This is a genomic window from Streptomyces sp. O3, assembly GCF_054788135.1.
In genome coordinates this window covers 56,306-78,753 of sequence record NZ_JBTVYK010000021.1, presented here as the reverse complement: position 1 = coordinate 78,753, position 22,448 = coordinate 56,306, and the positions used below count along the sequence as shown (strand labels likewise).

Sequence of the window (22,448 nt, the reverse complement as noted above, 5' to 3'; positions counted from 1 at the left end):
CTAGGCGCGGTCGGGATCCTCCGTCCGGGCCGGGTCCGTCCGCTGCGCCTGCTGCTCCTGCTGCGCCTTCTGCTCCTTCTGGGGCTTCGCGGCCTTGTCCCGCTCCGCCTGCCGCTTGGCCGCCTCCGCGAGCTGGCGCTTGGCCGCGGTCGCGTAGATGTCGACGTACTCCTGGCCGGACAGCTTCATGATCTCGTACATGACCTCGTCGGTCACCGAGCGCAGGATGAAACGGTCGTTCTCCAGGCCGTGGTAGCGGCTGAAGTCCAGCGGCTCGCCGATCCTGATCCCCGGCCGCATCAGCTTGGGCCTGATCGTGCCGGGCGGCTGGATCTTCTCGGTGTCGATCATCGCGACGGGGATGACCGGCGCTCCGGTGGCGAGCGCCACCCGAGCCAGCCCGCCGGGCTTGCCGCGGTAGAGGCGGCCGTCGGGGGAACGGGTGCCCTCCGGGTAGATCCCGAACAGCTCGCCGCGCTCCAGGACCTCGATACCGCTCTTGATCGCGGCCTCGCCCGCGCCGCGCGCCCCGGAGCGGTCCACCGGGAGCTGTCCGACGCCCTTGAAGAAGGCGGCCGTCAGCTTGCCCTTCACACCGGGCGTGGTGAAGTACTCGGCCTTGGCGATGAAGGTCACCTTGCGGTGCAGCACGGCCGGGAGGAAGAAGGAGTCGGAGAACGACAGGTGGTTGCTCGCGAGGATCGCCGGCCCCTCGGCGGGAATGTTCTCCAGGCCCTCCACCCAGGGCCTGAACACCGTCTTCAGGGACCCGCCGACGGTGAGCTTCATGACGCCGTAGATCAACGCTCGTGCCTTTCTGTTCCGTGCCACGACCTTAACCCGTGCCGGAGGGGAGGCGACGGCCCTGGTCGGTGTCAGTCCGGTCGCGTACCGTTAACACATCCCTCGCGTCACAGCCTCACGAACAGGAGACCGAACGTGCCGGTCCTCGCTGGAGCCGAGCCGTACCGCCACGAGGGCGGGGAGGTCGGCGTTCTCCTCTGCCACGGCTTCACCGGCTCTCCGCAGTCCCTGCGCCCGTGGGCGGAGTACCTCGCCGACCGTGGCCTGGCCGTGTCCCTCCCCCTGCTGCCGGGGCACGGCACGCGCTGGCAGGACATGCAGCTCACCGGCTGGCAGGACTGGTACGCGGAGGTGGACCGAGAGCTGCGGGCCCTGACCGAGCGCTGCTCCGAGGTGTTCGTCTTCGGCCTGTCCATGGGCGGGGCGCTGGCCCTGCGGCTGGCGGCCAAGCACGGCGCGGCGGTCCGCGGCCTGGTCCTGGTGAATCCAGGCAACAAGGTGCACGGCCTGGCCGCGCACGCGCTGCCCGTCGCCCGGCACTTCGTACGGACGACGAAGGGGATCGCCAGCGACATCGCCAAGGAGGGCGCCGAAGAGGTCGGCTACGACCGGGTGCCGCTGCACGCCGCGCACTCGCTGCGGAAGTTCTTCCAGCTGGTCGACGCGGAGCTGCCGCAGGTCACGCAGCCGATGGTGCTGCTGCACAGCCCGCAGGACCATGTGGTGCCGCCAGCCGACTCCGCGCGCGTCCTCAGCCGCGTGTCCTCCACCGACGTCACCGAGATCCTGCTGGAACAGAGCTACCACGTGGCGACGTTGGACCACGACGCGGACCGGATCTTCGAGGAGAGCTACGTGTTCCTCGAGCGGCTCGCGCCCAGTGTCGGCAAGGAAGGGACGTCTACCGGTGGCTGAGCACGACCAGGACCGTGACAACGACAACGGCAGACCGCTGGACGAGGACGCGGCCTGGGCCTCCATCGTGGCGGGGTACGGCGAGGAGCCGCCGGACCCGCCGGGCGCCAAGCCCTTCAAGTCGGTCGAGGAGATGGCGGGGCTCACCTCCGACACCAACGACGTGCCGCCGGAGCCCCCGGCCGCCCAGGATTCCGGCCCGGACTCCGGCCCCGACGGGGACCGGCCGCTCGGCAGCTCGGTGACCTTCGCGCCCGGAGTCGGGCCGCGCGACTACGCGCTGCCCGAGACCACCGAACCGGCGAAGAAGGGCGGCGACGACCTCGACCCGGACGACGAGGGCCATTTCGTCCCGCCGGAGCCGCCGCCGCTGCCGGAGGCGGACCCCACCGCCAAGGGCGCCTGGCTCGCGGTGATCGGCGGCCCGGTGCTGATGCTGCTCGCCGTGCTGCTCGGCTGGGAGATGACCTGGTGGCTGACGACGCTCGGCGTCGGCGGCTTCATCGGCGGCTTCGCCACCCTGGTCTACCGGATGAACGGGGACGACGACGAGCACGACGACCCCGGCCGCGGCGCGGTCGTCTGACCGCACCACGGCCGGCCCGGCGGGCGTCCCCTGGGCGCAGGGGCCCATGCGGCACACCTCCTGGGTGCGGGGGGGCAGGCGGGCGTTGTCGGCCTCCCCCGTATCGCGGTCGCGCGCGGCAGGCCTCTCAGGGCGTGGGAGTGGCGGGCAGGCGGAGTGCGGCTAGTACGGGCAGGTGGTCGGTGGCCGCCCGCAGGTCGGCGTCGGTGACACCGGACAGGCCCGACGGCACACCGCAGCCCAGGACTTCGACGCCCCGCGTGGCGAAGACCGCGTCGATGCGCTGGTGCGGATCGACGGGTGTAGAGGTGTGCTCGCCGCCCCACGGCCGCACCGCCCAGCAGTCCTGGAGCTCGCCCGCCAGCCGCCGGAACGTCCGCCCGCCGGGCCGCTCGTTCAGATCGCCGCCCGCGATCGCCTGCGGAGCCCCGAGCGCCGCGAGCCGGTCGAGCAGCATCCCGCCCTGCGCGTACCGCTCGTCCTTCCGCAGCGAGAGATGGCAGCTCAGCACGCCGACCCGAGCGCGTCCGAAGCGGACCACCGCCGTCGCGAAACCGCGCCGGTGCAGCCCCGGCGTAAGCGGCAGCAGCACGTCCTCGGTGCGCTCCACCGTGGCCCTCAGCGAGCACAGCAGAGCCGGGCCCGCGGCGGTGGCACCGCCCGAGAGCACCACCAGATCCGACGCGGCCGCGAGCCGGGCCAGGTACTTGCGCCAGCGGAAGAACCGCGGCGCCTCCTGCACCAGCACCAGATCGGGGGCACAGGCGCCGATCACCCGCGCGAGCGCGGCGGTGTCGTCGCGCATCGAGCGGATGTTGTAGCTGAGCACCCGCACCACCGCCGAACCGTCGGCGTCCGTGCGGGAGTTGGGCAGCGGGCTCGGCTCGTCCATGCGGATCAAGATACGGCAGCGCCCGCCGCGTTCCCTGGGGACGCGGCGGGCGCTGCCGTACAAGATCACGCTGAAGTGACGACGACCTCGGCCGTCAATTGAGCACCCCGGCGGCGCCCAGCCACCTCCGCGAGAGCGGCGCCGGTTTAGGCGCAAAAGGGGGGATCAGCCCTGGCGGGCCAGGTCCGCCGCGCCGACCAGACCGGCCTTGTTGCCGAGCCGGGCCGCGAGCACCTGGGCGTGCGGCCGCCACTGGGCGCCGATCAGCCAGCGCTTGAAGGACTTGCGGATCGGGTCCAGGACCAGGTCGCCCTCGTCCGAGACGCCGCCGCCGACGATGAACGCGGACGGGTCGAACAGCGAGGCCAGGTCGGCCAGGCCCGCGCCCGCCCAACGGGCCAGCTCCCGGAAGGAGTCGACGGCCACCGGGTCACCCTGCCGGGCGGCCTGCGAGATGTGCTTGCCCTGGATCCCGGCGGGCGTGCCGTCCCCCAGCGCGAGCAGCACCCCGGCGTTCTCGGGCGTCGCCTTGGCACGCTGCCTGGCGTAGCGGACCAGGGCGCGCCCCGACGCGTACTGCTCCCAGCAGCCCTGGCTGCCGCAGCCGCACAGCAGCCCGTCCGGCACGACCCTGATGTGCCCGAACTCGGCGGCCACGCCGAAGCGTCCGCGGCGCAGCTTGTTGCCGATGATGATGCCGCCGCCGAGACCCGTGCCGAGAGTGATGCAGATGACGTCGTCGTGGCCCTGCCCCGCGCCGAACTTGTACTCACCCCAGGCGGCGGCGTTGGCGTCGTTCTCGACGACGACCGGCAGCCCGACCCGCTGCTCGACCTTGTCCTTCAGCGGCTCGTGCCGCCAGTCGATGTTCGGCGCGAAGAGCACGGTGGCACGCTTGTCGTCGACGTACCCGGCCGCGCCGATGCCGACGGCCTCGACGTCCTGTCCCTGACCGGCCCCCGCGACGGCCGCGCAGATCGCGTCCACGATGCCTTCGGCGGTCGGCGGGGTGGGCACCGTGTGTGTCTCGAGGATGGCGCCCTCTTCGTCGACCACTCCGGCCGCGATCTTCGTACCGCCGATGTCGACGCCGATGGTGAGTCCCATGAGTCCCTCAGTTATAGGTCCAGCCCCGCTGGTGCCCACCGTACCCGAGGCGGCCTGGGGCCCTCGCCGGTGTCCAGGCCACGCACCAGCCGCACGCTGGCCATGCCCTAGCCACGCGCTGGCCGTGTCCTAGTCACGCGCTGGCCGGCCGCGAGCCGCGTACGGACTCAGTCCAGGTCGATGTGCTCCCCGTCGCCGGGGCCCTCGTCCCGCGGGTCCGACCAGCGTCGCTCGTGGCCCTCGACGACCGAGCGGTAGGCGGCGAGCAGTTCGGACCCGGCCGCCGCGAGGTGGTCGAAGACCTCGGGGTTGCGCTGGATGACCGGTTCCACGGCGGACCTGGCCTGGTTGATCAGCTCGTTGACCGCGCCCTGGGCGGCCATCCCGGCCATCGGGGTCTGCAGCGAGCTGACCTTGTCCACGACGGTGTCGAAGAGTTTGCGCAGCTCATCGGCGGCGGATCCGGGAGGCGTGCCGTACTGGGCACGCTGGCGGGCCTGTTCGGCGGCGAGGTCCTCGGCGCAGGCCTGGGCCCAGGCGTCGGCGTCGAACGGCTTGGCGTCCTCGACCGGCTTGGCGTCCTCGACCAGTTCGGCCTCGTCGACCGGCTCGGCGACCGGCTCGGCGGGTTCGGCCGCGTCACCGGGATCGGGCACGGGGCGCTCGGTGTCGCTCATGGCGGGCTCCTGCGGCGAGTCTCCAATACGTACTGTCGACGTTACCCGAACGGCGGTAGCCCGTTCACGGCGTCCGCTCACCGGCCGCGCGGCCACAGCTCGGGGTCCGGTACGAAGCGTATGGCGAGTTCGCCGTCGCGCAGCCCGGCACCGGCCACACCACACCGGCGCAGTGCGGACGGCAGCGCGACGACGCGGCGGAACGGGCCCGCCGTGACGACCAGTTCGTCGCCGCGGCGGATCAGGTCGAGTTCTTCGCGTACGGCGCCGGGGAGCGGGATGCGCCACACCAGGACCCCGTCGTCGGCGAGCCGGTCGTCGACGGGCCAGCCGGGCCGTGGCACGGACTCCGGGCCGGTGCGGACAGCGCGGACAGCGGGGACGCCGAGTGCCGTGAGGTCGTCGACGCCGCGCGGGTCACGCCCGAGGTGCGGCACCTCATGGACCACGAGCGCCTCGGGTGACTCGGGCGCCTTGGGTGACTCGGGCGCCTTGGGTGACTCGGGTGCCTCATCCGCCTCGTACGGTGTGGACGTCGCCGCACCGGATCCGCGCCACTCCGCCAGCGCCTTGTGCTGCTGGGCGATCAGCGTCGCCAGCCACGGGTCGGCGGACGTCGCGGGCAGGACCCTGTTCGCCAGGAGGGCCTCGGTGCGCAGTCCGTGCAGGGCGAGCCCGGTGCTCGCGGTACGGACCGCGTCGACGCCCGCGGGACCCGGCTCGGCGACCAGGCGTACGGCGGTGGTGTCGGCCTCGATCACGGCCTGGACGGCGGCGAGGTGCGCGTCGGCCCGGACCGCGGCGTCGTACAGCCACTGTGCGGGCATCGGGACCCCGGCGAGCTGGGCGAGCACCGGCCGCAGCGCGCGGGCGGCCTGCCGCTCGGGCGGGAGCAGTCGGCGCAGACAGCGGCGCAGCTGCGCCGGGAGCGCGAGCAGGGCCAGCGCCTGCGGTGTCGGCGGCAGGTCCACGACCAGCAGGTCGGGCCGGTCGTCGGCGGTGGCGGCCGCGTGCAGGGCCGCCAGGAGGGCGAGCTGGTCGGCGCCGGGGAGTTCGGTGAGCTCGTCGGCGTCCAGGCGCTGGGCGCCGAGCAGGTCGAGGGCGCTGGCCGCCCGGTCCTGTAGTGCGATGAGCTGGTCTCGGGAGTCCGCGGCCGGGTCGACCCGGACCGCGGTGAGGCCCGGCGACACGGTCACGGGCTCCGGCCCGGTGGGCACGCCCAGGGCCGCGCCCAGGGTGTCGTCACGGTCCGCGGTCAGGACGCGTGTGCGGCGGCCCCGCCGGGCGGCGGCGAGTGCGGTGGCCGCGGCGGCCGTGGTGCGGCCACCGCCGCCGGGTCCGGCGACCAGGAGGGTGCGCATGGGGGTGCACAGTACAGGTCAGGGCGTCGGCCCCGGCATGAGCCCCCGCACCGGCCCCCGCACCGGCCCCGGCCCCGGCACAGGGTCCGCTCAGTCGGTCACTTCGACTCGACGCGCTTCTTGAGCCCGGCCAGCGCCCGGTCCGTGATGACCTTCTCGGCCTTGCGCTTGATCATGCCGAGCATGGGGATCTTGACGTCCACGGTCAGCGTGTAGGTGACCTCGGTGCCCTTGTCCGTCGCGGTCAGCCGGTAGGTGCCGTCCAGGGAGCGCAGCATCTGGGACTTGACCAGGGTCCAGCTGACCTCGTGGTCGCCGGTCCAGGTGTAGGCCAGCGTCTGGTCGTCCTTGATCGCACCCGCGTCCATGACGAGGCGGACCCGCTCGGCGCGGCCCTCGGGTCCGGTGGCCAGCACCTCGGCCTCCTTGACCTCGCCGGTCCAGTCCGGGTAGCGCGCGAAGTCGGCGATGACTCCCATGACGTCGGCCGGCGGCGCCTCGATCGTGATGCTCGAGCTGGTGTGTTCCGCCATCGCCGTGGCTCCTCCTGCGGTCAGGTCGCGGTGCCCTCGCGGTCGGGATGACCACGGGATCGGGGTGACCACGGGATCGGGGGTGACCTCATGGTCGGGTCGACCCCGTGAAGGCTACCGCGCACCGACTACCACTGAAGGGACCAGGGCCTGCCGGTACCGGCGAAGTGGCCGACGTTCACACACTCCGTGGCGCCGATCCGCATCCGCGGCACCAGCGGCTGGTGGACATGGCCGAACAGCGCGTACCGGGGCCGGGTGCGCCGGATCGCGTCGAGCAGGGCCCGGCTGCCGCGCTCGAAGCGGCGCGCGACGGTGTCGTACACCAGCTCGGGGACTTCGGGCGGGATGTGCGAGCAGAGCACGTCGACCGCGCCGAGCGCCTCGACCTTGGCGGCGTACTCCTCGTCGCTGATCTCGTACGGCGTGCGCATGGGGGTGCGCAGTCCGCCGCCGACGAAGCCGAAGACCAGCCCGCCGATCTCGACGCGCTCACCGTCCAGGACGGTGGTGCCCTCACCCGCGTATTCCGGCCAGAGCCGCGGGATGTCGACGTTCCCGTAGGTGGCGTAGGTCGGTGTGGGGAAGGCGGCGAAGAGTTCGGCGTACTGCTTGCGGACCGCCTTCTCGATCGCGGCGTCGCGGTCGGTGTCGATCCCGGCCCACAGCCGGGCGCCGAAGGCGCGTGCCTCGTCGAAGCGTCGCGCGGTCCGCAGTTCCACCAGCCGCCGGGCGTTCTCGGCGCCGAAGAGGTCGGGGAAGATGCCGCGCGAGTAGTCCGTGTAGTCCAGGAAAAGCACCAGGTCACCCAGGCAGATCAGGGCGTCGGCGCCGTCCGCGGCCCGTGCGAGGTCCCCGCTGTTGCCGTGTACGTCACTGATGACGTTGACCCGGTTGACCCGTCTGACCCGTCCGTCTCGCATAGCGAGCACCCTAGAACGCGCCGCCGTACGCCGGTAGGGGCCGCCGGACCTGCGGTTACTTGGGAGTCACCCAGCGCGTCGATTACTGTGCGGCACGGGGCGTCGTGCCGTGTGACGCAGGGAACATCTGCCCTGACCCCCCTATCGGAGAACACATACCGATGGGTAACGTCCTGGCAGTCCAGTCGTGCTCACCCCTTTTCAGCCACCGAGCACCTGCCCGATCTTGGACCGCACCGTCGCATCGCACAACGTCGTGGCGTCGGCGCCCTATGAGGAGCAGCAGTCTTGCGCGAGTTCAGCCTTCCGGCCCTGTACGAGGTCCCCGCGGACGGCAATCTGACCGATATCGTCCGGCGCAACGCCGCGCAGCACCCGGACGTGGCCGTCATCGGCCGCAAGGTGGACGGCGGCTGGCAGGACGTCTCCGCGACGGACTTCCTCGCCGAGGTGACCGCCACGGCCAAGGGGCTGATCGCCTCCGGTGTCCAGCCGGGCGACCGGGTCGCCCTGATGTCCCGCACCCGCTACGAGTGGACGCTGCTGGACTTCGCGATCTGGAGCGCGGGCGCGGTCACCGTCCCGGTGTACGAGACCAGCTCGCCCGAGCAGATCCAGTGGATCCTCAGCGACTCGGGCGCCGTCGCCTGCGTGGTGGAGCTGGACGCCCACGCGGCCGCCGTCGACTCGGTGCGCGACCGGCTGCCCGAGCTGACGCACGTCTGGCGGATCGAGCCGTCCGACGGCGGCGCGGTCGGCGCCGTCGAAGAGCTGAGGCAGACCGGGGCGACGGTCAAGGACGCCACGGTCGACGAGCGCAGCGCCGTCGCGAGCGCCGACGACCCGGCCACCATCGTCTACACCTCGGGCACCACCGGCCGCCCCAAGGGCTGTGTGCTGTCCCACCGCAGCTTCCTCGCGGAGTGCGGCAACATCGTCGAGCGGCTGGGACCGCTGTTCCGTACCGGCGAGTGCTCGGTCCTGCTCTTCCTGCCGCTGGCGCATGTCTTCGGCCGGATGGTGCAGATCGCTCCGCTGATGGCGCCGATCAAACTCGGCCACGCACCGGACATCAAGAACCTCACCGACGAGCTGGCCGGTTACCGGCCGACGCTGATCCTCGGCGTGCCGCGCGTCTTCGAGAAGGTCTACAACGGCGCGCGCGCCAAGGCCCAGGCGGACGGCAAGGGCAAGATCTTCGACAAGGCCGCGGACACGGCGATCACGTACAGCCGGGCGCTGGACGCGCCGTCCGGCCCGTCGTTCGGCCTGAAGCTCAAGCACAAGGTGTTCGACAAGCTGGTCTACAGCAAGCTGCGGGCGGTGCTCGGCGGGCGCTGTGAGGCCGCCATCTCCGGCGGCGCGCCGCTCGGCGAGCGGCTCGGGCACTTCTTCCGCGGGATCGGCTTCACGGTCCTGGAGGGCTACGGTCTGACCGAGTCCTGCGCGGCCACCGCCTTCAACCCGTGGGACCGGCAGAAGATCGGCACGGTCGGGCAGCCGCTGCCGGGCTCGGTGGTGCGGATCGCCGACGACGGCGAGGTGCTGCTGCACGGCGACCACCTGTTCACGGGCTACTGGAACAACGAGGCCGCGACCGAGGAGGCCCTCACCGACGGCTGGTTCCACACCGGCGACATCGGCGCCCTCGACGAGGACGGCTACCTCGCGATCACCGGCCGCAAGAAGGAGCTGCTGGTCACGGCGGGCGGCAAGAACGTGGCGCCCGCGGTCATCGAGGACCGCATCCGGGCGCACGCGCTGGTCGCCGAGTGCATGGTGGTCGGCGACGGGCGGCCCTTCGTGGGCGCGCTGGTCACGCTGGACGAGGAGTTCCTGGCCCGGTGGTCCAAGGAGCACGGCAAGTCCGGTACGGCGGCCGACCTGCGCGACGACGCGGAGCTGCTCGCCGAGGTGCAGCGGGCGATCGACGACGGCAACGCCGCGGTGTCCAAGGCGGAGTCGGTACGGAAGTTCCGGGTGCTGCCCGCGCAGTTCACGGAGGAGTCCGGGCATCTGACGCCGTCGCTGAAGCTCAAGCGGAACGTGGTCGCGAAGGACTACGCGGAGGAGATCGAGGCGCTGTACCGGAAGTAGCGCCCCGAAGGTCAGAGGCGGAGGTCACAGGAGTTCCCTCAGGCGCTCCGCCAGCAGGTCCCAGCGCCACCGCTCCTCGACCCACGCGCGGCCCCGCTCCCCCATCCGCTCGCGCAGCTCCGGGTCCGTGAGCAGCGTCACGATCCGGTCGGCCGCGTCGGCGGGGCTGCCGCCGCGCGCCACCCAGCCGGTCTCGCCTTCGAGCACCGCGTCCGGAGCGCCGCCCGAGTCGCCCCCGACCACGGGCAGCCCCGTGGCGGACGCCTCCAGGTAGACGATGCCGAGCCCCTCGACGTCGAGCCCGCCCCGGCGGGTGCGGCACGGCATCGCGAAGACGTCGCCCGCGCCGTAGTGCGCGGGCAACTCCTCCCAGGGCACCGCCCCGGTGAAGCGCACCGCGTCGGCGGCCCGGTGGGGCAGGGTCTCGGCGGCCAGTCGGCGCAGGTCCTTCTCGTACGGGCCGCCGCCGACGATCAGCAGGACCGCGTCCGGCACCCTCGCGAGGATCCGCGGCATCGCCTGGATCAGCGTGTCCTGCCCCTTGCGCGGCACCAGCCGGGACACGCAGACCACCACGGGCCGGTCGCTCAGCCCGAGCCGGGCCCGGATCTCGACGCCGCCCGAGTCGGGGTGGAAGGTCTTCTCGTCCACGCCCGGCGGGAGCTGCACCATGCGCGCGGCGGCGTCGGGGGTCAGCGCGGCGGCGATCCGGGCGCGGGTGTACTCGCCGAGGTAGGTGAGCGTGTCCGTCGACTCGCCGATCCGGCGCAGCAGTCGTCGCGCGGCGGGCAGCTGGGCCCAGGCCGCCTCGTGCCCGTGTGTGGTGGCGACCAGCCGCCGGGCGCCCGCCTCGCGCAGCGCGGGCGCCATCAGGCCGAGCGGCGCGGCGGCGCCGAACCACACGGACTGGCAGCCGTGCTCGCGCAGCAGCCGGGTCGCGGTGCGGGTGACGCGCGGGGTGGGCAGCAGCATCGTCGTACGGTCGCGTACGACGGTGAAGGGCTGCTCGGCGTCGAAGGCGGCGGTGGCCTCCGCGCCCTCGCGGCCGCGCTTCCAGGTGGAGGCGTAGACGACGAGCCGCTCGGGGTCCAGGCGCAGCGCCATGTTGTGCAGGAACGCCTGGATGCCGCCGGGGCGGGGCGGGAAGTCGTTGGTCACGATCAGGGTCTTGTGCATCGCCGCCGACAGTACCGAACGTCCGCCGGTGCCGGACGCCCGCGCCGTACGCTCGGGAGCCGGGACGTGCCCGGCATGATGGGTCTGGGTGCGGGCGGCGGCGTGAAGGGACCGGGCGAGGTGGTCGACGAGGTGGTCATGGCGGGTGCGAGGCGGAGTCCCGGACCGGTGGCGGGACGGGTGCCGGGGCCCGTACGGGCGGTTCCGTGGGCGGTCTGGCCCGTGGCGGCCTGGGCCGGGACCAGGGCCCTGCTCCTGCTGTGGGTCCTCAAGGTGTTCACGGTCCCCGGCCCCGATGTGACCAGCGACGTGTCCGTGATCTATCACCAGTGGTTCGAGATCCTGCGCACCGGGTCCTTCCCGCAGGACGACGTCGCCTGGCAGTACCCCCCGGCCGCCGCGCTGGCCGTCCTGTCCCCGGCGGTGCTCCCGTTCCTGGAGTACACCACCGCGTTCTTCGTGCTGGTCTGCCTGTGCGACGCCGTGGTGCTGGGGCTGCTGCTGTACGCGGGCGGGCGGCCCGGCAGGCGGCGGGCGGGCGTCTGGGTCTGGGTGGCCGGGGTGCCGCTGCTCGGCCCCACCGGCTATGCCCGGTACGACCTGATGGTGACGGCGGTGGCGGTGGCCGCGCTGCTCGCGGCCGCCCGGCGGCCGCGAGTGCTCGGCGCGCTGGCCGGGTTCGGGGCGCTGCTGAAGGTGTGGCCGGTGCTGCTGCTGGTCGGCACGGCGCGCGGCCGCGCCACCCGGCGGGCGTGGGCCGCGGCGGCCGGTACGGCGGGCGCGCTGCTGCTGGCCTTCGCCGCGGCGATGCCCGGCTCGCTGGCGTTCCTGGACTTCCAGCGCGACCGGGGCACCGAGGTGGAGTCGCTGGGCGCGCTGGTCTTCCATATCGCCCGGCAGTACGGCTGGCAGGGCGAGGTGCGGCTGCACTACGGCTCGATGGAGTTCCTCGGCCCGTACGTCCCGCTGGTCAGCGCCGTCGCGCAGGGTCTGTCCGCCCTGGCCTTCGGCTGGCTGCTGCTGTGGCGTCTGCGGGCCCGCTCCTGGGTTCCGAGCACCGTGTGCGACGCGGCGTTCGCGGCGGTGCTGCTGTTCACCGTGACCAGCCGGGTGATCAGCCCGCAGTATCTGCTCTGGCTGGTCGGGCTCGCGGCGGTGTGTCTGACGTTCCGCTCCAGCCGGATGGCGCTGCCCGCCGCCCTGACGCTGGTCGCGACCGCGCTGACGTTCTGGGAGTTCCCGGTCTGGTTCGCGCATGTGGTGTCCAGCGACGGGCCCGGCGTGCTGCTGCTGACCGCCCGCAACGGCCTGCTGGTCGCCGCGACGTTGCTCGCCTGCCGCCGCCTGTGGCGACAGACCGTGACCCCCGACGCACGCCCCGCCGAGCACACCGGACGGGCGCCGCGCGCGCTGCTGCTGCCCCGGCGGTGAGGCCGTCGCGGCCGCGCCTCCCGCGCCCGGTCAGCGCCAACCGGTCAGCGCCGGTCAGCGCCAGCCCTCGACGCCAGCCGCCCGGCCCGCCAGCCGGTCAGCGCAGTCGGTCCCGGAGATAGGCGCGCCAGTCCGCGGTGAAGGCCTGCGGTGTCGTGTCGAGTACCTCCCGCAGCGCGCTGTCGACCGCTCCGGCCCGGCGTCGGTGGCCGCCGACCTCCCGGTAGAACGCGAGCAGCCGTTCCTCGCCCCAGCGTTCGGCGATCATCCGGCAGGCCAGCCAGCCGCCCTCGTACGCCTGGGCGAGGCGCGCGGAGTCCTCGGCGAAGCCGAAGTCCTCGTCGTCGGGCAGCGCGTCCGGGACCTCGCCGCGCTGGACCGCGCGGGCGAGTTCGGGGGCGATCCGCCGCTCGCCGCGCTCCGAGCCGCGGTAGGCCACCCAGTCGGCGAAGCCCTCCGAGAGCCACAGCGGGGTCGCGGCCGAGGTGTGGGCACGGGTCGCGACATGCGTCGCCTCGTGGGTGAGGACGACCTGCTTTCCCAGGTCGCCCAGGACCTCGTACGCCTCCGGGTTGACGATGATCCGGTCGGCAGGCGTCTTCCGCGCGCCGCCGACGTCGCCCGTGGTGACCGCGGCGATCCCCTGGTACCCCGCGGCGTCGGCGCCGAGCAGCCCCGCCATCGCGTCCAGCGAGCCGGGCACCAGGACCAGGACCCGCCCCGGCCAGGCGTCCCCCCAGGCGGCTCGCACCTCGGGCACCGCGCGGTCGGCGAGGTCCGCGTAACGGCGCAGCCGGGACCGGGACGGACCGGCCCCGAGCACCAGGCTCCGCTCGCCGCGTACGGCCGTGACCGGGCCCCGCTCCCACAGCTGCTCGGTCTCACCGTCGCGGCGGCGTTCGGCGGTGACGTACCAGCGCCCGTCGCGCTCGGCGAGGTCGAGCACGCGGGCGGTGACCAGCGGGGCGCGGTCGTGTCCCGCGACGCGGTAGCGCAGCTGTACGGCGGCGGTGGCCCGGTCGCCTGAGCGGTCGAGCCGGTCGAGCCGGTAGTCCCAGGAGCCGAGCGGCAGTTCGGCGAGGTTGCGGAACTCGCTGCCGCGCCGTGCGGCCGCCGGGGCGCCGGTGGCCAGATAGGCCGCCTCGTCACGGTCGAGTACCGCCGCCGCGCGCCGCTTGAGGAGCGCGTCGACGGCGGCGCGGGGCGCGGAGTCCGGGCGCGTGGGTCCATCGCCGTGGAAGGCGCCGAAGAGGAGCGCGGCCAGGCACAGCAGTGCCAGCCACGCTCTCGTACGCCTCCCGCCGCCGGACATACCCGCGATCGTACGAGTCCGAGGCCGGGAAGGGACCTGGGCTGGGTGGGAGCCGGGCCGGTGAGGAGCCTGGCCGGTGAGGAGCCTGGCCGGTGAGGAGCCTGGCCGGTGGGGAGCCTGGGTGCTCAGACGCGGGTCACGGAGTTGATCGGCATCATGCCGACCGGGTCGTACCGCACCGCCGCGCCGGGGTACGGCGCGTGCACCACCTGTCCGCCGCCCACGTACATCCCGACATGGCTGGCGTCGCCGCGGTAGGTGACGAGGTCGCCGGGCCGTGCCTGGTCGACGGGCACCTGCCGCCCGGCGTGCCGCTGGGCCTGCGAGGTGCGCGGCAGCCCGACGCCCGCCTGTGCGTACGCCCACTGCGTCAGGCCCGAGCAGTCGAAGCCGCCCGGCCCGTTGGCGCCCCACACATAGGGCCGTCCGACGGCCTGGCGGACCGCCGACACGGCGCTCGCGGCGCGCCCGGACCCCGCCGCCGCCGGGGGCGGCGCGGGCGTCTCGTCGGGGCGTGCGGCGGAGCGCGAGGCCCGGTCGTGCTCGGCGCGCTCGCGGGCGTTCAGCGAGTTCAGCAGCCGCCGGGCCTTGGCCAGTCTGCGCTCGACGGCGCGCTTGTGGCGGGTCACCTCGGTGCGGGACTTCTCCAGCTCGGCGAGTGCGCGGGAGGCCTCGGCGCGCTGCCGGGCCAGCTCGCGCTGCGCGCCGCGCAGCGCGGCGATCTCGCCGACCTGCCGGGCGCTGATCCGGTCGAGCGTGGTGGCCTTGTCGAGGTAGCCGTCCGGGTCGTCGGAGAGCACCAGGGCCAGCGTGGGGTCGATGCCGCCGGAGCGGTACTGGGCTCCGGCCAGGGTGCCCAGCGCGCCGCGCATGGTGTTGATGCGCTCCTGCCCGCGGGCGACGCTGTCCCTGACCCTGGCGACCTGGCGGCGCAGGGTGTCGGCGCGTGCGTCGGCCTTGTTGTACGCCTCGGTCGCCCGCTCGGCGTCCGCGTACAGCCTGTCCACCTCGGCCTTGGTGTCGCGCGTGGTGTCGTGCGGCTCCGCCCCCGCCGGGGTGGCGGCGAGCGCCGCCGCGGCGACGGCGGACAGCGCGGTGACCCGGACCGCGGCGCGGTCGATACCGGCGGCGCCGGTGAGACCGGCAAGGCCGGACTGCGAAGGACGGCGATGGGACGCCACGGGCAGCCGCTCCCTTCCGCTGACAGGTCCCCCGGCGATTCGGGGGAATCAGCGGCAGACAGTAGCGGCCCGGTCACCCGGCGACCAAGGACCCGGCCGGGCACACAATCCGACGCCCCGCCGTCGACGCAGGTCGACGGCGGGGCGTGGGGTCAGCACACGATCGGGGAATTCGCCCGTTCGGAGTGCGCGCCGCGGCGGCTCAGACGCGCACGCCGAACATGTACGGCATGTTGTTGATCGACTCGTAGCGCACCACGGTGCCCGGCTTGGGGGCGTGCAGGACCTGGCCGTTGCCCGCGTAGAAGCCGACGTGATGCAGGTCGTTGTAGAAGAACACCAGATCGCCGACCCTGAGGTCGCTCTGCGAGCTGATCCGGGTGCCGATCCGCGCCTGGTCCTGCGAGATCCTGGGTATCTTGACCCCGGCCTGCGCGAACGACCAGGACGTGAGCCCCGAGCAGTCGAAGGAACTGGGGCCGTTGGCACCGTAGATGTACGGCGAACCGAGCTTGCTCTGGGCCGCGGCGTACGCGGACGAGGCGCGGCCGCTGCCGGTGGCCGTGCTTCCGGAGCTGTCGCTCGCGGAGCCGTTGCTCGCGGTCGAGCCGCCCTGGTCGGACTTGGTCTCGGTCTGCTGCTGCGCGCGCAGCGCCTTCCGCTCGGCGGCGCGGCTGGCCCGCTGCTCCTCTTCCCTGAGCTTCTGGCGCTCCTGGGCGGTCAGGGTGTTCAGGAGCCGCTGCGCCTCGGCGAGCTTGCCCTGGACTTCCTTCTTCTTCTTGCCGAGCACCTTGCGGGTGTCGGCGAGGTCGGTCAGCTTGCCGGAGGCCTCCGCGCGCTGCTGGGCGAGGGTGCGCTGCTTGGCCTGGATCTTCTTCAGCGAGTCGGCCTGCTTGCCGCTCAACTGCTGGAGCGCGGAGGCCTTGTCGAGGTAGTCGTCCGGGTCGGCGGACAGGAACAGCTGTACGGAGGGGTCGATGCCGCCCGAGCGGTACTGGGCCGTGGCCAGCGAACCGAGGCCGTCCCGCAGGTCGTTGAGCTCGCCCTGACCGCGGGCGACCTTGTCCTGGAGGCCCTCGATCTGCTTTTCGAGCTTCTCCTGCTTCTCCTTGGCCCCGTTGTACTTCTCGGTGGCGTGCTCCGCCTGCTCGTAGAGCTTGTCGACCTTTTCCTTGACGTCCTTCTTGGTCGGCTTCGGGTCCGCCTGCGCGGTCTGCGAGGTGAGCGCGACGGCAGCGGCGGCGGTCGCGGTCAGCACGGTGACGCGGCCTCGGCTCGGCTGCCTGGGTCGACGGTGGGACGCCACGAAGGCGGCTCCTTCTTCCTCCAGCCGCCTGCCGGCGTCCGGCGGGCGGGACCCTCACCGTCACCCCGTATGAGTGATCGACCGTGTGAAGGTTCGAGCCCAGACCCTAATGACCCCGATGTGATCAGTTCAAATCTTCACGAGAAAAAAACCACTCACCGCGGAGACTTTTTGCGCGCAACGCACATGCGGTGATGACCGATTGACGCTACGTCGTGCCACAGCCACCCCAATTCGGGCATCACGCCCAGGGGTTGCCCAACCCTGACCAACTCTGACCAACTCCGGCTAACTCCGGCTAACTCCGGGAAAGCCGCTTCAGGAGCACCGCGGACGCGACCGGCCGCGCCCCGGCCCTCGCGACGCCGTCGGCCACCTCGCGGTCGGTCGAGACCACCGTCACGGGCCGTCCCGGCGGCTCGGCGCGCACCAGCTGCCTGATCAGCTCGTCCGCCGTCACGCCCGGCTTGGAGAACAGCACCCGCACCCCGCGTGGCGGCGCGAGCAGCACCGGCGCGGCCAGTTCGGCGCCGTCGAAGACGCAGGTCACCTCGGCGCCGGTCTGGGCGGCCAGCGCGGAGAGGCTCCCGAGCAGGCGCAGCCGCTGCTTCTCCAGCGGCATCGTCGGGTAGCCGGTCTTGGTGACGTTGTAGCCGTCCACGACCAGATGGGCCTGAGGCAGTGTGAGCAGCTGGTCCAGGATGGCCGGGTCGCTCTCGGACAGGGCGCGGGCGGCGATGTCCTTGGGGGTCATCCGGCCGGGCTCGACGGCGTCCACGGTCTCGGCGGGACGCACCGAGACCGGCGGCAGGGCCAGCTCGCGGCGCAGGCCCTGGGCCGACTCCAGCATCGTGTCCAGGAGCAGCCGCACCCGCATGTCCTCGATGGAGCGGCCCTCGCGCACCGCCTTGCGGCTGGCCTCCAGCGCCGCCTCGGCCTCGCCGAGCCGCGCCTTGAGCCGTCGTGCCTCGCTGTCGGCCGCCGACAGCTGGGTCTGGCTCTCGGCCCGCAGGGACTCGGTCTCGGCGGCGGCCTTGCGCAGCGCCGCCTCGCCCCGCTTGACGTCGCTGAGCGCGCTGCGCAGCTTGCGCTGAAGCGATTCGGCTTCCTTCCGGGCCGACTCCAGGTCGGCGCGCAGCCGCTCGGTCTCGGTCCGGGCGCGCTCACGCGCCTCGTCGACCTCGCGGCGCAGCCGCTCCAGCTCCGCCCTGGTCTCATCGTCGGCTCGCTCGGCGTCGGCGCGCTGGGCCTCCTCGCCCGCCGCGGTCACCAGCTTCACCCAGCCCGCGGGGCGCAGCACATAGGCCGCGGCCGCCACGTCCAGCGGGTCGGCGGCCGGGGGCGGCGTGCCCGCCTCCAGGGCGCGGGCCAGTTCGGGCTGGGCCTCCTTGAGGCGTGCGGCGATGCGCTGCCGGAACAGCGGCTCGGCCTCCAGCGCGGCGGCCATCGCGTTCCCCGCGAACTTCAGCCGCCTGGACGGCGTGAACCGGGCGTACTGGCGGAGCTGGGCGGGCAGTTCGGCGACGGTCAGGCCGCCGAAGCCGTCCGAGACGATCGCGATGACCCGGCGGCGTACGCCCTCGGGAAGCGGGCGGTCGAGCACCTCGGCGGAGCCGTCGGCCGCACCGGCCGCGTCGGCACCGCTTGACGCCTCCACCATCCGTCACACCCCACTACCTGTGCGGGGCGGCTCCCTCAGGAGTCCGCGCCCGGCCTGTCCACGAGTTCCACCTGGTCCACCGCGTTGCACCAGCGGCAGCGCACCGACTCGATGGTCTCACTGACCACCTCGCGCTCCTCCACCGTCGGCTCGCCCGCCAGGTCGAGGTGGACGTACTCGACGGCCTTCGACGAGCGGGTCACGTCGAAACGCGTGAGATTGCCGCACAGGGTGCAGCGCCATCGGGTCTCGGCGGTCGGCAGGGGAACCGTCATGGTGGGCGAGGCCTTCCCTCAAGTGTCGGTCACGGGGTCCTGCAGGCAACCCTACGGCCTGACCGCGGGCCACGCGGACGGCAGCGGTACGGCGAGGCGGTCTGTACGGTTCGGTCCTGGTACGGCAGGATCTGTTCGTGATCGATAAGTCGGGGGCCTGGCGCGCGGTCCGGGGCACGGCCGCACGCCTGCCGGGCGGCCGCTCGGCCGTGGTGACGTACGGCGTGATCGTCCTGTGCTGTGCCGTCTTCGTGGTGTCACCGGCCTCCGGCCTCAGCCCCGCCTACGGCGTCGGCGATCAGCTGCTCGCCGCCCAGCGCGACTACTTCGCGCGCTGGGGGGTGGTCCCGGCGGAGCTGCTCGGCGGCTCGGCGCGGGCCGCGGTCACTCCTCTCACCGCGCTGTTCGTCCACGCCAGCTGGCTGCATCTGCTGGGCAACATGCTCTTTCTGTACGTCTTCGGCGTGATGGCCGAGGAACGCCTCGGCCATGTCCGCTTCGCGCTGTTCTACCTCGGCTGCGGATGTCTGGCCCTGGGGGCGTACGCGCTCGCCAACGCCGGCTCCGCACAGCCGCTGGTCGGCGCGTCCGGGGCGATCTCCGCGGTGCTCGGCGGGTTCCTGCGGATGTTCCCCAGGGCGCGGGTGACCAGCCTCTTCCCGTTCCTCTTCTTCGTACCGCTGCGCTTTCCCGCCTGGCTGGTGCTGCCCTTCTGGGCCGCCCTGCAGTGGCTGGCCGCGAGCCGGGACGCCGAGGGCCCTTCGGTGGCGTACCTGGCGCATCTGGTGGGGTTCGCGCTGGGCTTCGTCGCGGCCTGGGGGCTGAAGCCCCGGAGCGCTGGAGCCGGTGCGGCGGACACGCTCTAGAGTGAGGAACCCAGCGACGGCCACCGAGGGAGACAGCCAGCCGTGATCACCGCGATCGTGCTCATCAAGACCAGCGTGGACCGCATCCCCGAGATCGCGGAGTCGATCGCCGCGCTGGACAGCGTCAGCGAGGTCTTCTCCGTGACCGGCACCTACGACCTGATCGCCATGGTGCGCGTCACCTCGCACGACGACCTGGCCGACGTCATTCCGGGCAGCATCAGCAAGATCCCCGGCGTACAGGCCACGGACACCCATGTCGCGTTCCGTACGTACTCGCAGCACGACCTGGAGGCGGCGTTCGCCATCGGGCTCGACTCCTGACGCGACAGCCCGCCACCAGGTCTCAGGCCGCCGTGGTGTCGGGCACGCAGCGCCCGTCCTCGGTGCGGTAGCTCCACCGCGCGCCGTCCCGTACGAGCTCGCCGACGGCCCGGACGAACCGCTCCACATGCTCGTCCGGTGTGCCCGCGCCGAAGCTGACGCGGATCGCGTTCAGCGACCTCGTGCCGGGCGCCGCCTCGGGCGACCCGCACGCGCCCTGCTCCTGCGGGTCGCTGCCGAGCAGGGTGCGGACCAGGGGGTGGGCGCAGAACAGGCCGTCGCGGACCCCGATGCCGTACTCGGCCGACAGCGCGGCCGCGAAGTGCGAGCTGTTCCACCCCTGGACCACGAAGGAGAGGACGCCGACGCGGGGCGCGTCGTCGCCGAACAGCGAGAGCACCCGCACCTCGGGCACCGCCGCGAGGCCTTCGCGCACCTTCGCGATCAGCTCCCGCTCCCGCGCCGCCAGCGCGTCGAACCCGGCCTCGGTGAGGGCCTTGCAGGCCGAGGCGATCGCGTACGCCCCGATGACGTTGGGCGAACCGGCCTCGTGGCGTGCGGCGGTGGTGTGCCACTCCACGTCGACGCCGCCGTCCGCGCGCCTGGCGACCGCCTTGGAGGCGCCGCCGCCCGCGAGGTACGGCTCGGCGGCCCGCAGCCAGTCGGCGCGGCCCGCGAGCACCCCGGCGCCGAACGGCGCGTACAGCTTGTGCCCGGAGAAGGCGACCCAGTCGACGTCCAGTTCGGCGATGTCCACCGGGTGGTGCGGCGCGAGCTGGGCCGCGTCCAGGACGATACGGGCGCCGTGCGCGTGCGCGGCGGCGGCCAGTTCGCGTACCGGCCACAGCTCGCCGGTCACGTTGGAGGCGCCGGTGACGCAGACCAGGGCGGGGCCGTGCGGCTCGCGGTCGGCGAGGGCGCGCTCCAGGGCCGCGACGGCCTCTCGGGGGGTGCGCGGCGCGTTCAGGCAGCTGACGCGGGCGTCGCGCCAGGGCAGCAGCGAGGCGTGGTGCTCGGTCTCGAAGACGAAGACCTGGCAGTCGGCGGGCAGCGCGGAGGCGAGCAGGTTCAGCGAGTCGGTCGTCGAGCGGGTGAACACCACCTGGTCGCCCGCCCGGCAGCCGAGGAACTCCTCGACCGTCCTGCGGGCGTTCTCGAAGAGGTCGGTGGACAGCTGCGAGAGGTACCCGGCGCCGCGGTGCACGCTGCCGTAGTACGGGGCGTACGCGGCCACGTCGTCCCAGACCCGCTGCAGGGCGGGCGCGCTGGCGGCGTAGTCGAGCGCGGCATAGGTGACCTCGCCGCCGGTGACGAGCGGCACGGTGACGTCACGGCCGAGGACGGGGAGCGTACAGGTCGAGACAGGGGCGGCGGTGGCGACGGCGGCGACGGACATGGCGAACTCCCGTGTGAGGAAAGGCGAAAGCTCCGCGCGCAGGACGGCTCGGACGCACGTCGGCGCAGGAGAGGAGAGAAAAGGGTGTGCGGAGGTGGGGCGTGACGCCCTATCGCATTCGCTTGCTCACGAGACTGCTCCCTTGAGGACCAGGACCCCAGGGAATGGCATGCTCCGATGCCGAGGGGTCCGCGCTTGCCGCAGACCTCGCTGCCTGCGGCCTGGTCTTCACCCGGGGCACCCCGCCACGGACGGAGGGTTGCCGGACAGCGGGCCGGGGCCGTAATCGCTGTCACTCATGACCTTGGACGGCATCTTGCCATACGCACCGGACAGCGCAAATCCCGTCCGCATGCCGGACGGTGCGACTCCCGCCGTACGGCCTGTCCGACGCCCGCCCGCGAGCGCCGGGCCGGGCCGGGCTGGGCTGGGCTGGTCCCCCGCCCCGCCGCCCGGCGCTCGCGGACGCTAGCGGTTGCTGGCCTGGATCCAGCGGTCCAGTGCCGCCTTCGCCGCGCCGGAGTCGATCGCCTCGGCCGCCCGGTCCATCGCGGCCCGGATCTGCTCCGCCAGCGGCGCGTCCGTCGGCTCCAGGGCCACCAGGGCCGCCGCCGAGTTGAGCAGCACCGCGTCCCGGACCGGACCGGTCTCACCGGCCAGCAGCCGCAGCGCCACCTCCGCGTTGTACGCGGCGTCGGCGCCCCGCAGCGCCTCCACCGGCACCAGTTCCAGGCCGACCTCACGCGGGTCGAAGGCCTCCTCGCGCACCTGCCCGTCCCGTACCGCCCACACCCGCGAGGTCGCGGTCGTGGTCAGCTCGTCGAGCCCGTCGTCGCCGCGGAACACCAGCGCGGACGAGCCGCGTTCGGCGAGCACCCCGGCCATGATCGGCGCCATCCGGGCGTCCGCGACGCCGGTCGCCTGGGCGGGTACCCGAGCCGGGTTGGTCAGCGGCCCCAGGAAGTTGAAGGTGGTCCTGATGCCCAGTTCCTTGCGCGCGGCGGCCACATGGCGCAGCGCCGGGTGGAACTTCACCGCGAAGCAGAAGGTGACCCCGGCCTCATCGGCGACCTCGGCGACCCGCCGCGGCGTCAGTTCCAGATTGACGCCGAGCTTCTCCAGGACGTCGGACGCGCCGGACGCCGACGACGCGGCGCGGTTTCCGTGCTTGACGACCCTGGCGCCGGTTCCGGCGACCACGATCGCGGACATGGTGGAGATATTGACGGTCTTGGCCCCGTCGCCGCCGGTGCCGACGATGTCGACGCTGGGGCCCGGCACCTCGATCAGTCTGGCGTGCTCGTACATCGTGCGGACCAGGCCGGAGATCTCCTCGACGGTCTCGCCCTTGGCCCGCAGCGCCACCGCGAAGCCCGCGATCTGCGCGTCGGTCGCCTCGCCCCGCATGATGCGGTCCATCGCCCACGCGGTGTCGTCGGCGCTCTGGTCGCGCCCCTCCAGCAGGCCGTTCAGCACGCCGGGCCAGGAACGGCCCGCCGCGGTGTCGCCTCCAGCGGGGTTCACAGCGCTCATGGTCGCTCCTGGTGTCGTACCGACGGGTGTGATGACGGGTGTGGTGTGGACCCGGCCAGCCTATCCAAGCGCCGAGTACGGCAAAGAGCCCCG

Annotated in this window: 20 protein-coding genes, 1 pseudogene and 1 riboswitch; of the genes and pseudogenes, 6 read left to right on the top strand and 15 right to left on the bottom strand. The window is 73.1% G+C overall.

What is annotated here, in order from left to right; translation table 11 throughout:
- A complete protein-coding gene (locus ACX6XY_RS13060) occupies nt 1-789 on the bottom strand; it encodes a lysophospholipid acyltransferase family protein (protein WP_460329612.1) in 789 nt (262 codons plus the stop codon).
- A gap of 150 nt (nt 790-939) precedes the next feature.
- Between ACX6XY_RS13060 and ACX6XY_RS13055 the strand changes: the two genes are divergently transcribed.
- Nucleotides 940-1,719 (top strand): alpha/beta hydrolase, encoded by a 780-nt coding sequence (locus ACX6XY_RS13055; RefSeq protein ID WP_460329573.1) that lies wholly within the window; start codon nt 940-942, stop codon nt 1,717-1,719.
- Nucleotides 1,712-2,305 (top strand): hypothetical protein, encoded by a 594-nt coding sequence (locus tag ACX6XY_RS13050; protein WP_460329571.1) that lies wholly within the window; start codon nt 1,712-1,714, stop codon nt 2,303-2,305. Before ACX6XY_RS13055 ends, ACX6XY_RS13050 begins: the two co-directional genes overlap by 8 nt.
- Nucleotides 2,306-2,432: 127 nt before the next feature.
- Here the strand turns inward: ACX6XY_RS13050 and ACX6XY_RS13045 are convergent, their stop codons facing one another.
- From ACX6XY_RS13045 to ACX6XY_RS13020, 6 genes are all read right to left on the bottom strand, one after another.
- On the bottom strand, nt 2,433-3,197 hold the full coding sequence (locus ACX6XY_RS13045; RefSeq protein ID WP_460329569.1) for an endonuclease/exonuclease/phosphatase family protein: 765 nt from the start codon (nt 3,195-3,197) through the stop codon (nt 2,433-2,435).
- A 165-nt stretch (nt 3,198-3,362) separates the two neighbouring features.
- Nucleotides 3,363-4,304 carry an ROK family glucokinase gene (locus ACX6XY_RS13040; protein ID WP_460329567.1) on the bottom strand — a complete coding sequence of 314 codons (942 nt, stop codon included), beginning with the start codon at nt 4,302-4,304 and terminating at the stop codon, nt 3,363-3,365.
- A 167-nt stretch (nt 4,305-4,471) separates the two neighbouring features.
- The gene (locus ACX6XY_RS13035) at nt 4,472-4,981 is read right to left on the bottom strand and encodes a DUF5304 domain-containing protein (protein WP_460329565.1); all 510 of its coding nucleotides are present in this window, start codon (nt 4,979-4,981) and stop codon (nt 4,472-4,474) included.
- A gap of 77 nt (nt 4,982-5,058) precedes the next feature.
- Nucleotides 5,059-6,342, bottom strand: coding sequence for an ArsA family ATPase (locus tag ACX6XY_RS13030; RefSeq protein WP_460329563.1), 1,284 nt, complete (start codon nt 6,340-6,342; stop codon nt 5,059-5,061).
- Nucleotides 6,343-6,440: 98 nt separating this feature from the next.
- Nucleotides 6,441-6,875 carry an SRPBCC family protein gene (locus ACX6XY_RS13025; RefSeq protein WP_460329561.1) on the bottom strand — a complete coding sequence of 145 codons (435 nt, stop codon included), beginning with the start codon at nt 6,873-6,875 and terminating at the stop codon, nt 6,441-6,443.
- Nucleotides 6,876-7,003: 128 nt separating this feature from the next.
- Nucleotides 7,004-7,798 (bottom strand): metallophosphoesterase family protein, encoded by a 795-nt coding sequence (locus ACX6XY_RS13020; RefSeq protein WP_460329559.1) that lies wholly within the window; start codon nt 7,796-7,798, stop codon nt 7,004-7,006.
- 288 nt (nt 7,799-8,086) lie between these two features.
- Between ACX6XY_RS13020 and ACX6XY_RS13015 the strand changes: the two genes are divergently transcribed.
- Nucleotides 8,087-9,895, top strand: coding sequence for an AMP-dependent synthetase/ligase (locus ACX6XY_RS13015; protein ID WP_460329557.1), 1,809 nt, complete (start codon nt 8,087-8,089; stop codon nt 9,893-9,895).
- 24 nt (nt 9,896-9,919) lie between these two features.
- Here ACX6XY_RS13015 and ACX6XY_RS13010 read toward each other — a convergent pair whose 3' ends face one another.
- Nucleotides 9,920-11,071: a glycosyltransferase family 4 protein gene (locus ACX6XY_RS13010; protein WP_460329555.1), complete on the bottom strand. Its 1,152-nt coding sequence runs from the start codon at nt 11,069-11,071 to the stop codon at nt 9,920-9,922.
- Nucleotides 11,072-11,209: 138 nt separating this feature from the next.
- Between ACX6XY_RS13010 and ACX6XY_RS13005 the strand changes: the two genes are divergently transcribed.
- Nucleotides 11,210-12,502 (top strand): glycosyltransferase 87 family protein, encoded by a 1,293-nt coding sequence (locus tag ACX6XY_RS13005; protein ID WP_460329610.1) that lies wholly within the window; start codon nt 11,210-11,212, stop codon nt 12,500-12,502.
- A 97-nt stretch (nt 12,503-12,599) separates the two neighbouring features.
- Here the strand turns inward: ACX6XY_RS13005 and ACX6XY_RS13000 are convergent, their stop codons facing one another.
- The 5 genes from ACX6XY_RS13000 to ACX6XY_RS12980 all read right to left on the bottom strand — a co-directional run bounded on the left by ACX6XY_RS13000 (nt 12,600) and on the right by ACX6XY_RS12980 (nt 18,236).
- A complete protein-coding gene (locus ACX6XY_RS13000) occupies nt 12,600-13,814 on the bottom strand; it encodes a hypothetical protein (protein WP_460329553.1) in 1,215 nt (404 codons plus the stop codon).
- A 125-nt stretch (nt 13,815-13,939) separates the two neighbouring features.
- Complete coding sequence (locus tag ACX6XY_RS12995) at nt 13,940-14,995, bottom strand: C40 family peptidase (RefSeq protein ID WP_460329552.1); 1,056 nt, start codon at nt 14,993-14,995, stop codon at nt 13,940-13,942.
- 202 nt (nt 14,996-15,197) lie between these two features.
- Nucleotides 15,198-16,301, bottom strand: a complete 1,104-nt coding sequence (locus tag ACX6XY_RS12990) for a C40 family peptidase (RefSeq protein WP_460329550.1) — start codon at nt 16,299-16,301, stop codon at nt 15,198-15,200.
- 298 nt (nt 16,302-16,599) lie between these two features.
- On the bottom strand, nt 16,600-17,961 hold the full coding sequence (locus tag ACX6XY_RS12985; protein ID WP_460329548.1) for an NYN domain-containing protein: 1,362 nt from the start codon (nt 17,959-17,961) through the stop codon (nt 16,600-16,602).
- Nucleotides 17,962-17,996: 35 nt separating this feature from the next.
- Nucleotides 17,997-18,236 carry a hypothetical protein gene (locus ACX6XY_RS12980; protein WP_460329546.1) on the bottom strand — a complete coding sequence of 80 codons (240 nt, stop codon included), beginning with the start codon at nt 18,234-18,236 and terminating at the stop codon, nt 17,997-17,999.
- A 140-nt stretch (nt 18,237-18,376) separates the two neighbouring features.
- Here ACX6XY_RS12980 and ACX6XY_RS12975 point away from each other — a divergent pair.
- Together ACX6XY_RS12975 and ACX6XY_RS12970 are read left to right on the top strand one after the other, a co-directional pair.
- A pseudogene (locus tag ACX6XY_RS12975) lies at nt 18,377-19,148 on the top strand (rhomboid family intramembrane serine protease).
- Nucleotides 19,145-19,426, top strand: coding sequence for an Lrp/AsnC family transcriptional regulator (locus ACX6XY_RS12970; protein ID WP_460329544.1), 282 nt, complete (start codon nt 19,145-19,147; stop codon nt 19,424-19,426). Before ACX6XY_RS12975 ends, ACX6XY_RS12970 begins: the two are co-directional and overlap by 4 nt.
- 22 nt (nt 19,427-19,448) lie before the next feature.
- On the opposite strand, the gene ACX6XY_RS12965 is transcribed toward ACX6XY_RS12970, so the two are convergent.
- Both ACX6XY_RS12965 and trpD read right to left on the bottom strand, forming a co-directional pair.
- The gene (locus ACX6XY_RS12965) at nt 19,449-20,822 is read right to left on the bottom strand and encodes an aminotransferase class V-fold PLP-dependent enzyme (RefSeq protein WP_460329543.1); all 1,374 of its coding nucleotides are present in this window, start codon (nt 20,820-20,822) and stop codon (nt 19,449-19,451) included.
- A 186-nt stretch (nt 20,823-21,008) separates the two neighbouring features.
- Nucleotides 21,009-21,126: riboswitch (SAM riboswitch) on the bottom strand.
- A gap of 164 nt (nt 21,127-21,290) precedes the next feature.
- Nucleotides 21,291-22,355 carry an anthranilate phosphoribosyltransferase gene (gene trpD, locus ACX6XY_RS12960; RefSeq protein WP_460329541.1) on the bottom strand — a complete coding sequence of 355 codons (1,065 nt, stop codon included), beginning with the start codon at nt 22,353-22,355 and terminating at the stop codon, nt 21,291-21,293.
- Nucleotides 22,356-22,448 lie beyond the last annotated feature (93 nt).

What these genes read in the sequence shown, in the direction of transcription:
- ACX6XY_RS13060 (WP_460329612.1), bottom strand. Translation starts at nt 789, where the DNA reads ATGAAGCTCACCGTCGGCGGGTCCCTGAAGACGGTGTTCAGGCCCTGG.
- ACX6XY_RS13045 (WP_460329569.1), bottom strand. Translation starts at nt 3,197, where the DNA reads ATGGACGAGCCGAGCCCGCTGCCCAACTCCCGCACGGACGCCGACGGT.
- ACX6XY_RS13040 (WP_460329567.1), bottom strand. Translation starts at nt 4,304, where the DNA reads ATGGGACTCACCATCGGCGTCGACATCGGCGGTACGAAGATCGCGGCC.
- ACX6XY_RS13035 (WP_460329565.1), bottom strand. Translation starts at nt 4,981, where the DNA reads ATGAGCGACACCGAGCGCCCCGTGCCCGATCCCGGTGACGCGGCCGAA.
- ACX6XY_RS13030 (WP_460329563.1), bottom strand. Translation starts at nt 6,342, where the DNA reads ATGCGCACCCTCCTGGTCGCCGGACCCGGCGGCGGTGGCCGCACCACG.
- ACX6XY_RS13025 (WP_460329561.1), bottom strand. Translation starts at nt 6,875, where the DNA reads ATGGCGGAACACACCAGCTCGAGCATCACGATCGAGGCGCCGCCGGCC.
- ACX6XY_RS13020 (WP_460329559.1), bottom strand. Translation starts at nt 7,798, where the DNA reads ATGCGAGACGGACGGGTCAGACGGGTCAACCGGGTCAACGTCATCAGT.
- ACX6XY_RS13010 (WP_460329555.1), bottom strand. Translation starts at nt 11,071, where the DNA reads ATGCACAAGACCCTGATCGTGACCAACGACTTCCCGCCCCGCCCCGGC.
- ACX6XY_RS13005 (WP_460329610.1), top strand. Translation starts at nt 11,210, where the DNA reads ATGGCGGGTGCGAGGCGGAGTCCCGGACCGGTGGCGGGACGGGTGCCG.
- ACX6XY_RS13000 (WP_460329553.1), bottom strand. Translation starts at nt 13,814, where the DNA reads ATGTCCGGCGGCGGGAGGCGTACGAGAGCGTGGCTGGCACTGCTGTGC.
- ACX6XY_RS12985 (WP_460329548.1), bottom strand. Translation starts at nt 17,961, where the DNA reads ATGGTGGAGGCGTCAAGCGGTGCCGACGCGGCCGGTGCGGCCGACGGC.
- ACX6XY_RS12980 (WP_460329546.1), bottom strand. Translation starts at nt 18,236, where the DNA reads ATGACGGTTCCCCTGCCGACCGCCGAGACCCGATGGCGCTGCACCCTG.
- ACX6XY_RS12965 (WP_460329543.1), bottom strand. Translation starts at nt 20,822, where the DNA reads ATGTCCGTCGCCGCCGTCGCCACCGCCGCCCCTGTCTCGACCTGTACG.
- trpD (WP_460329541.1), bottom strand. Translation starts at nt 22,355, where the DNA reads ATGAGCGCTGTGAACCCCGCTGGAGGCGACACCGCGGCGGGCCGTTCC.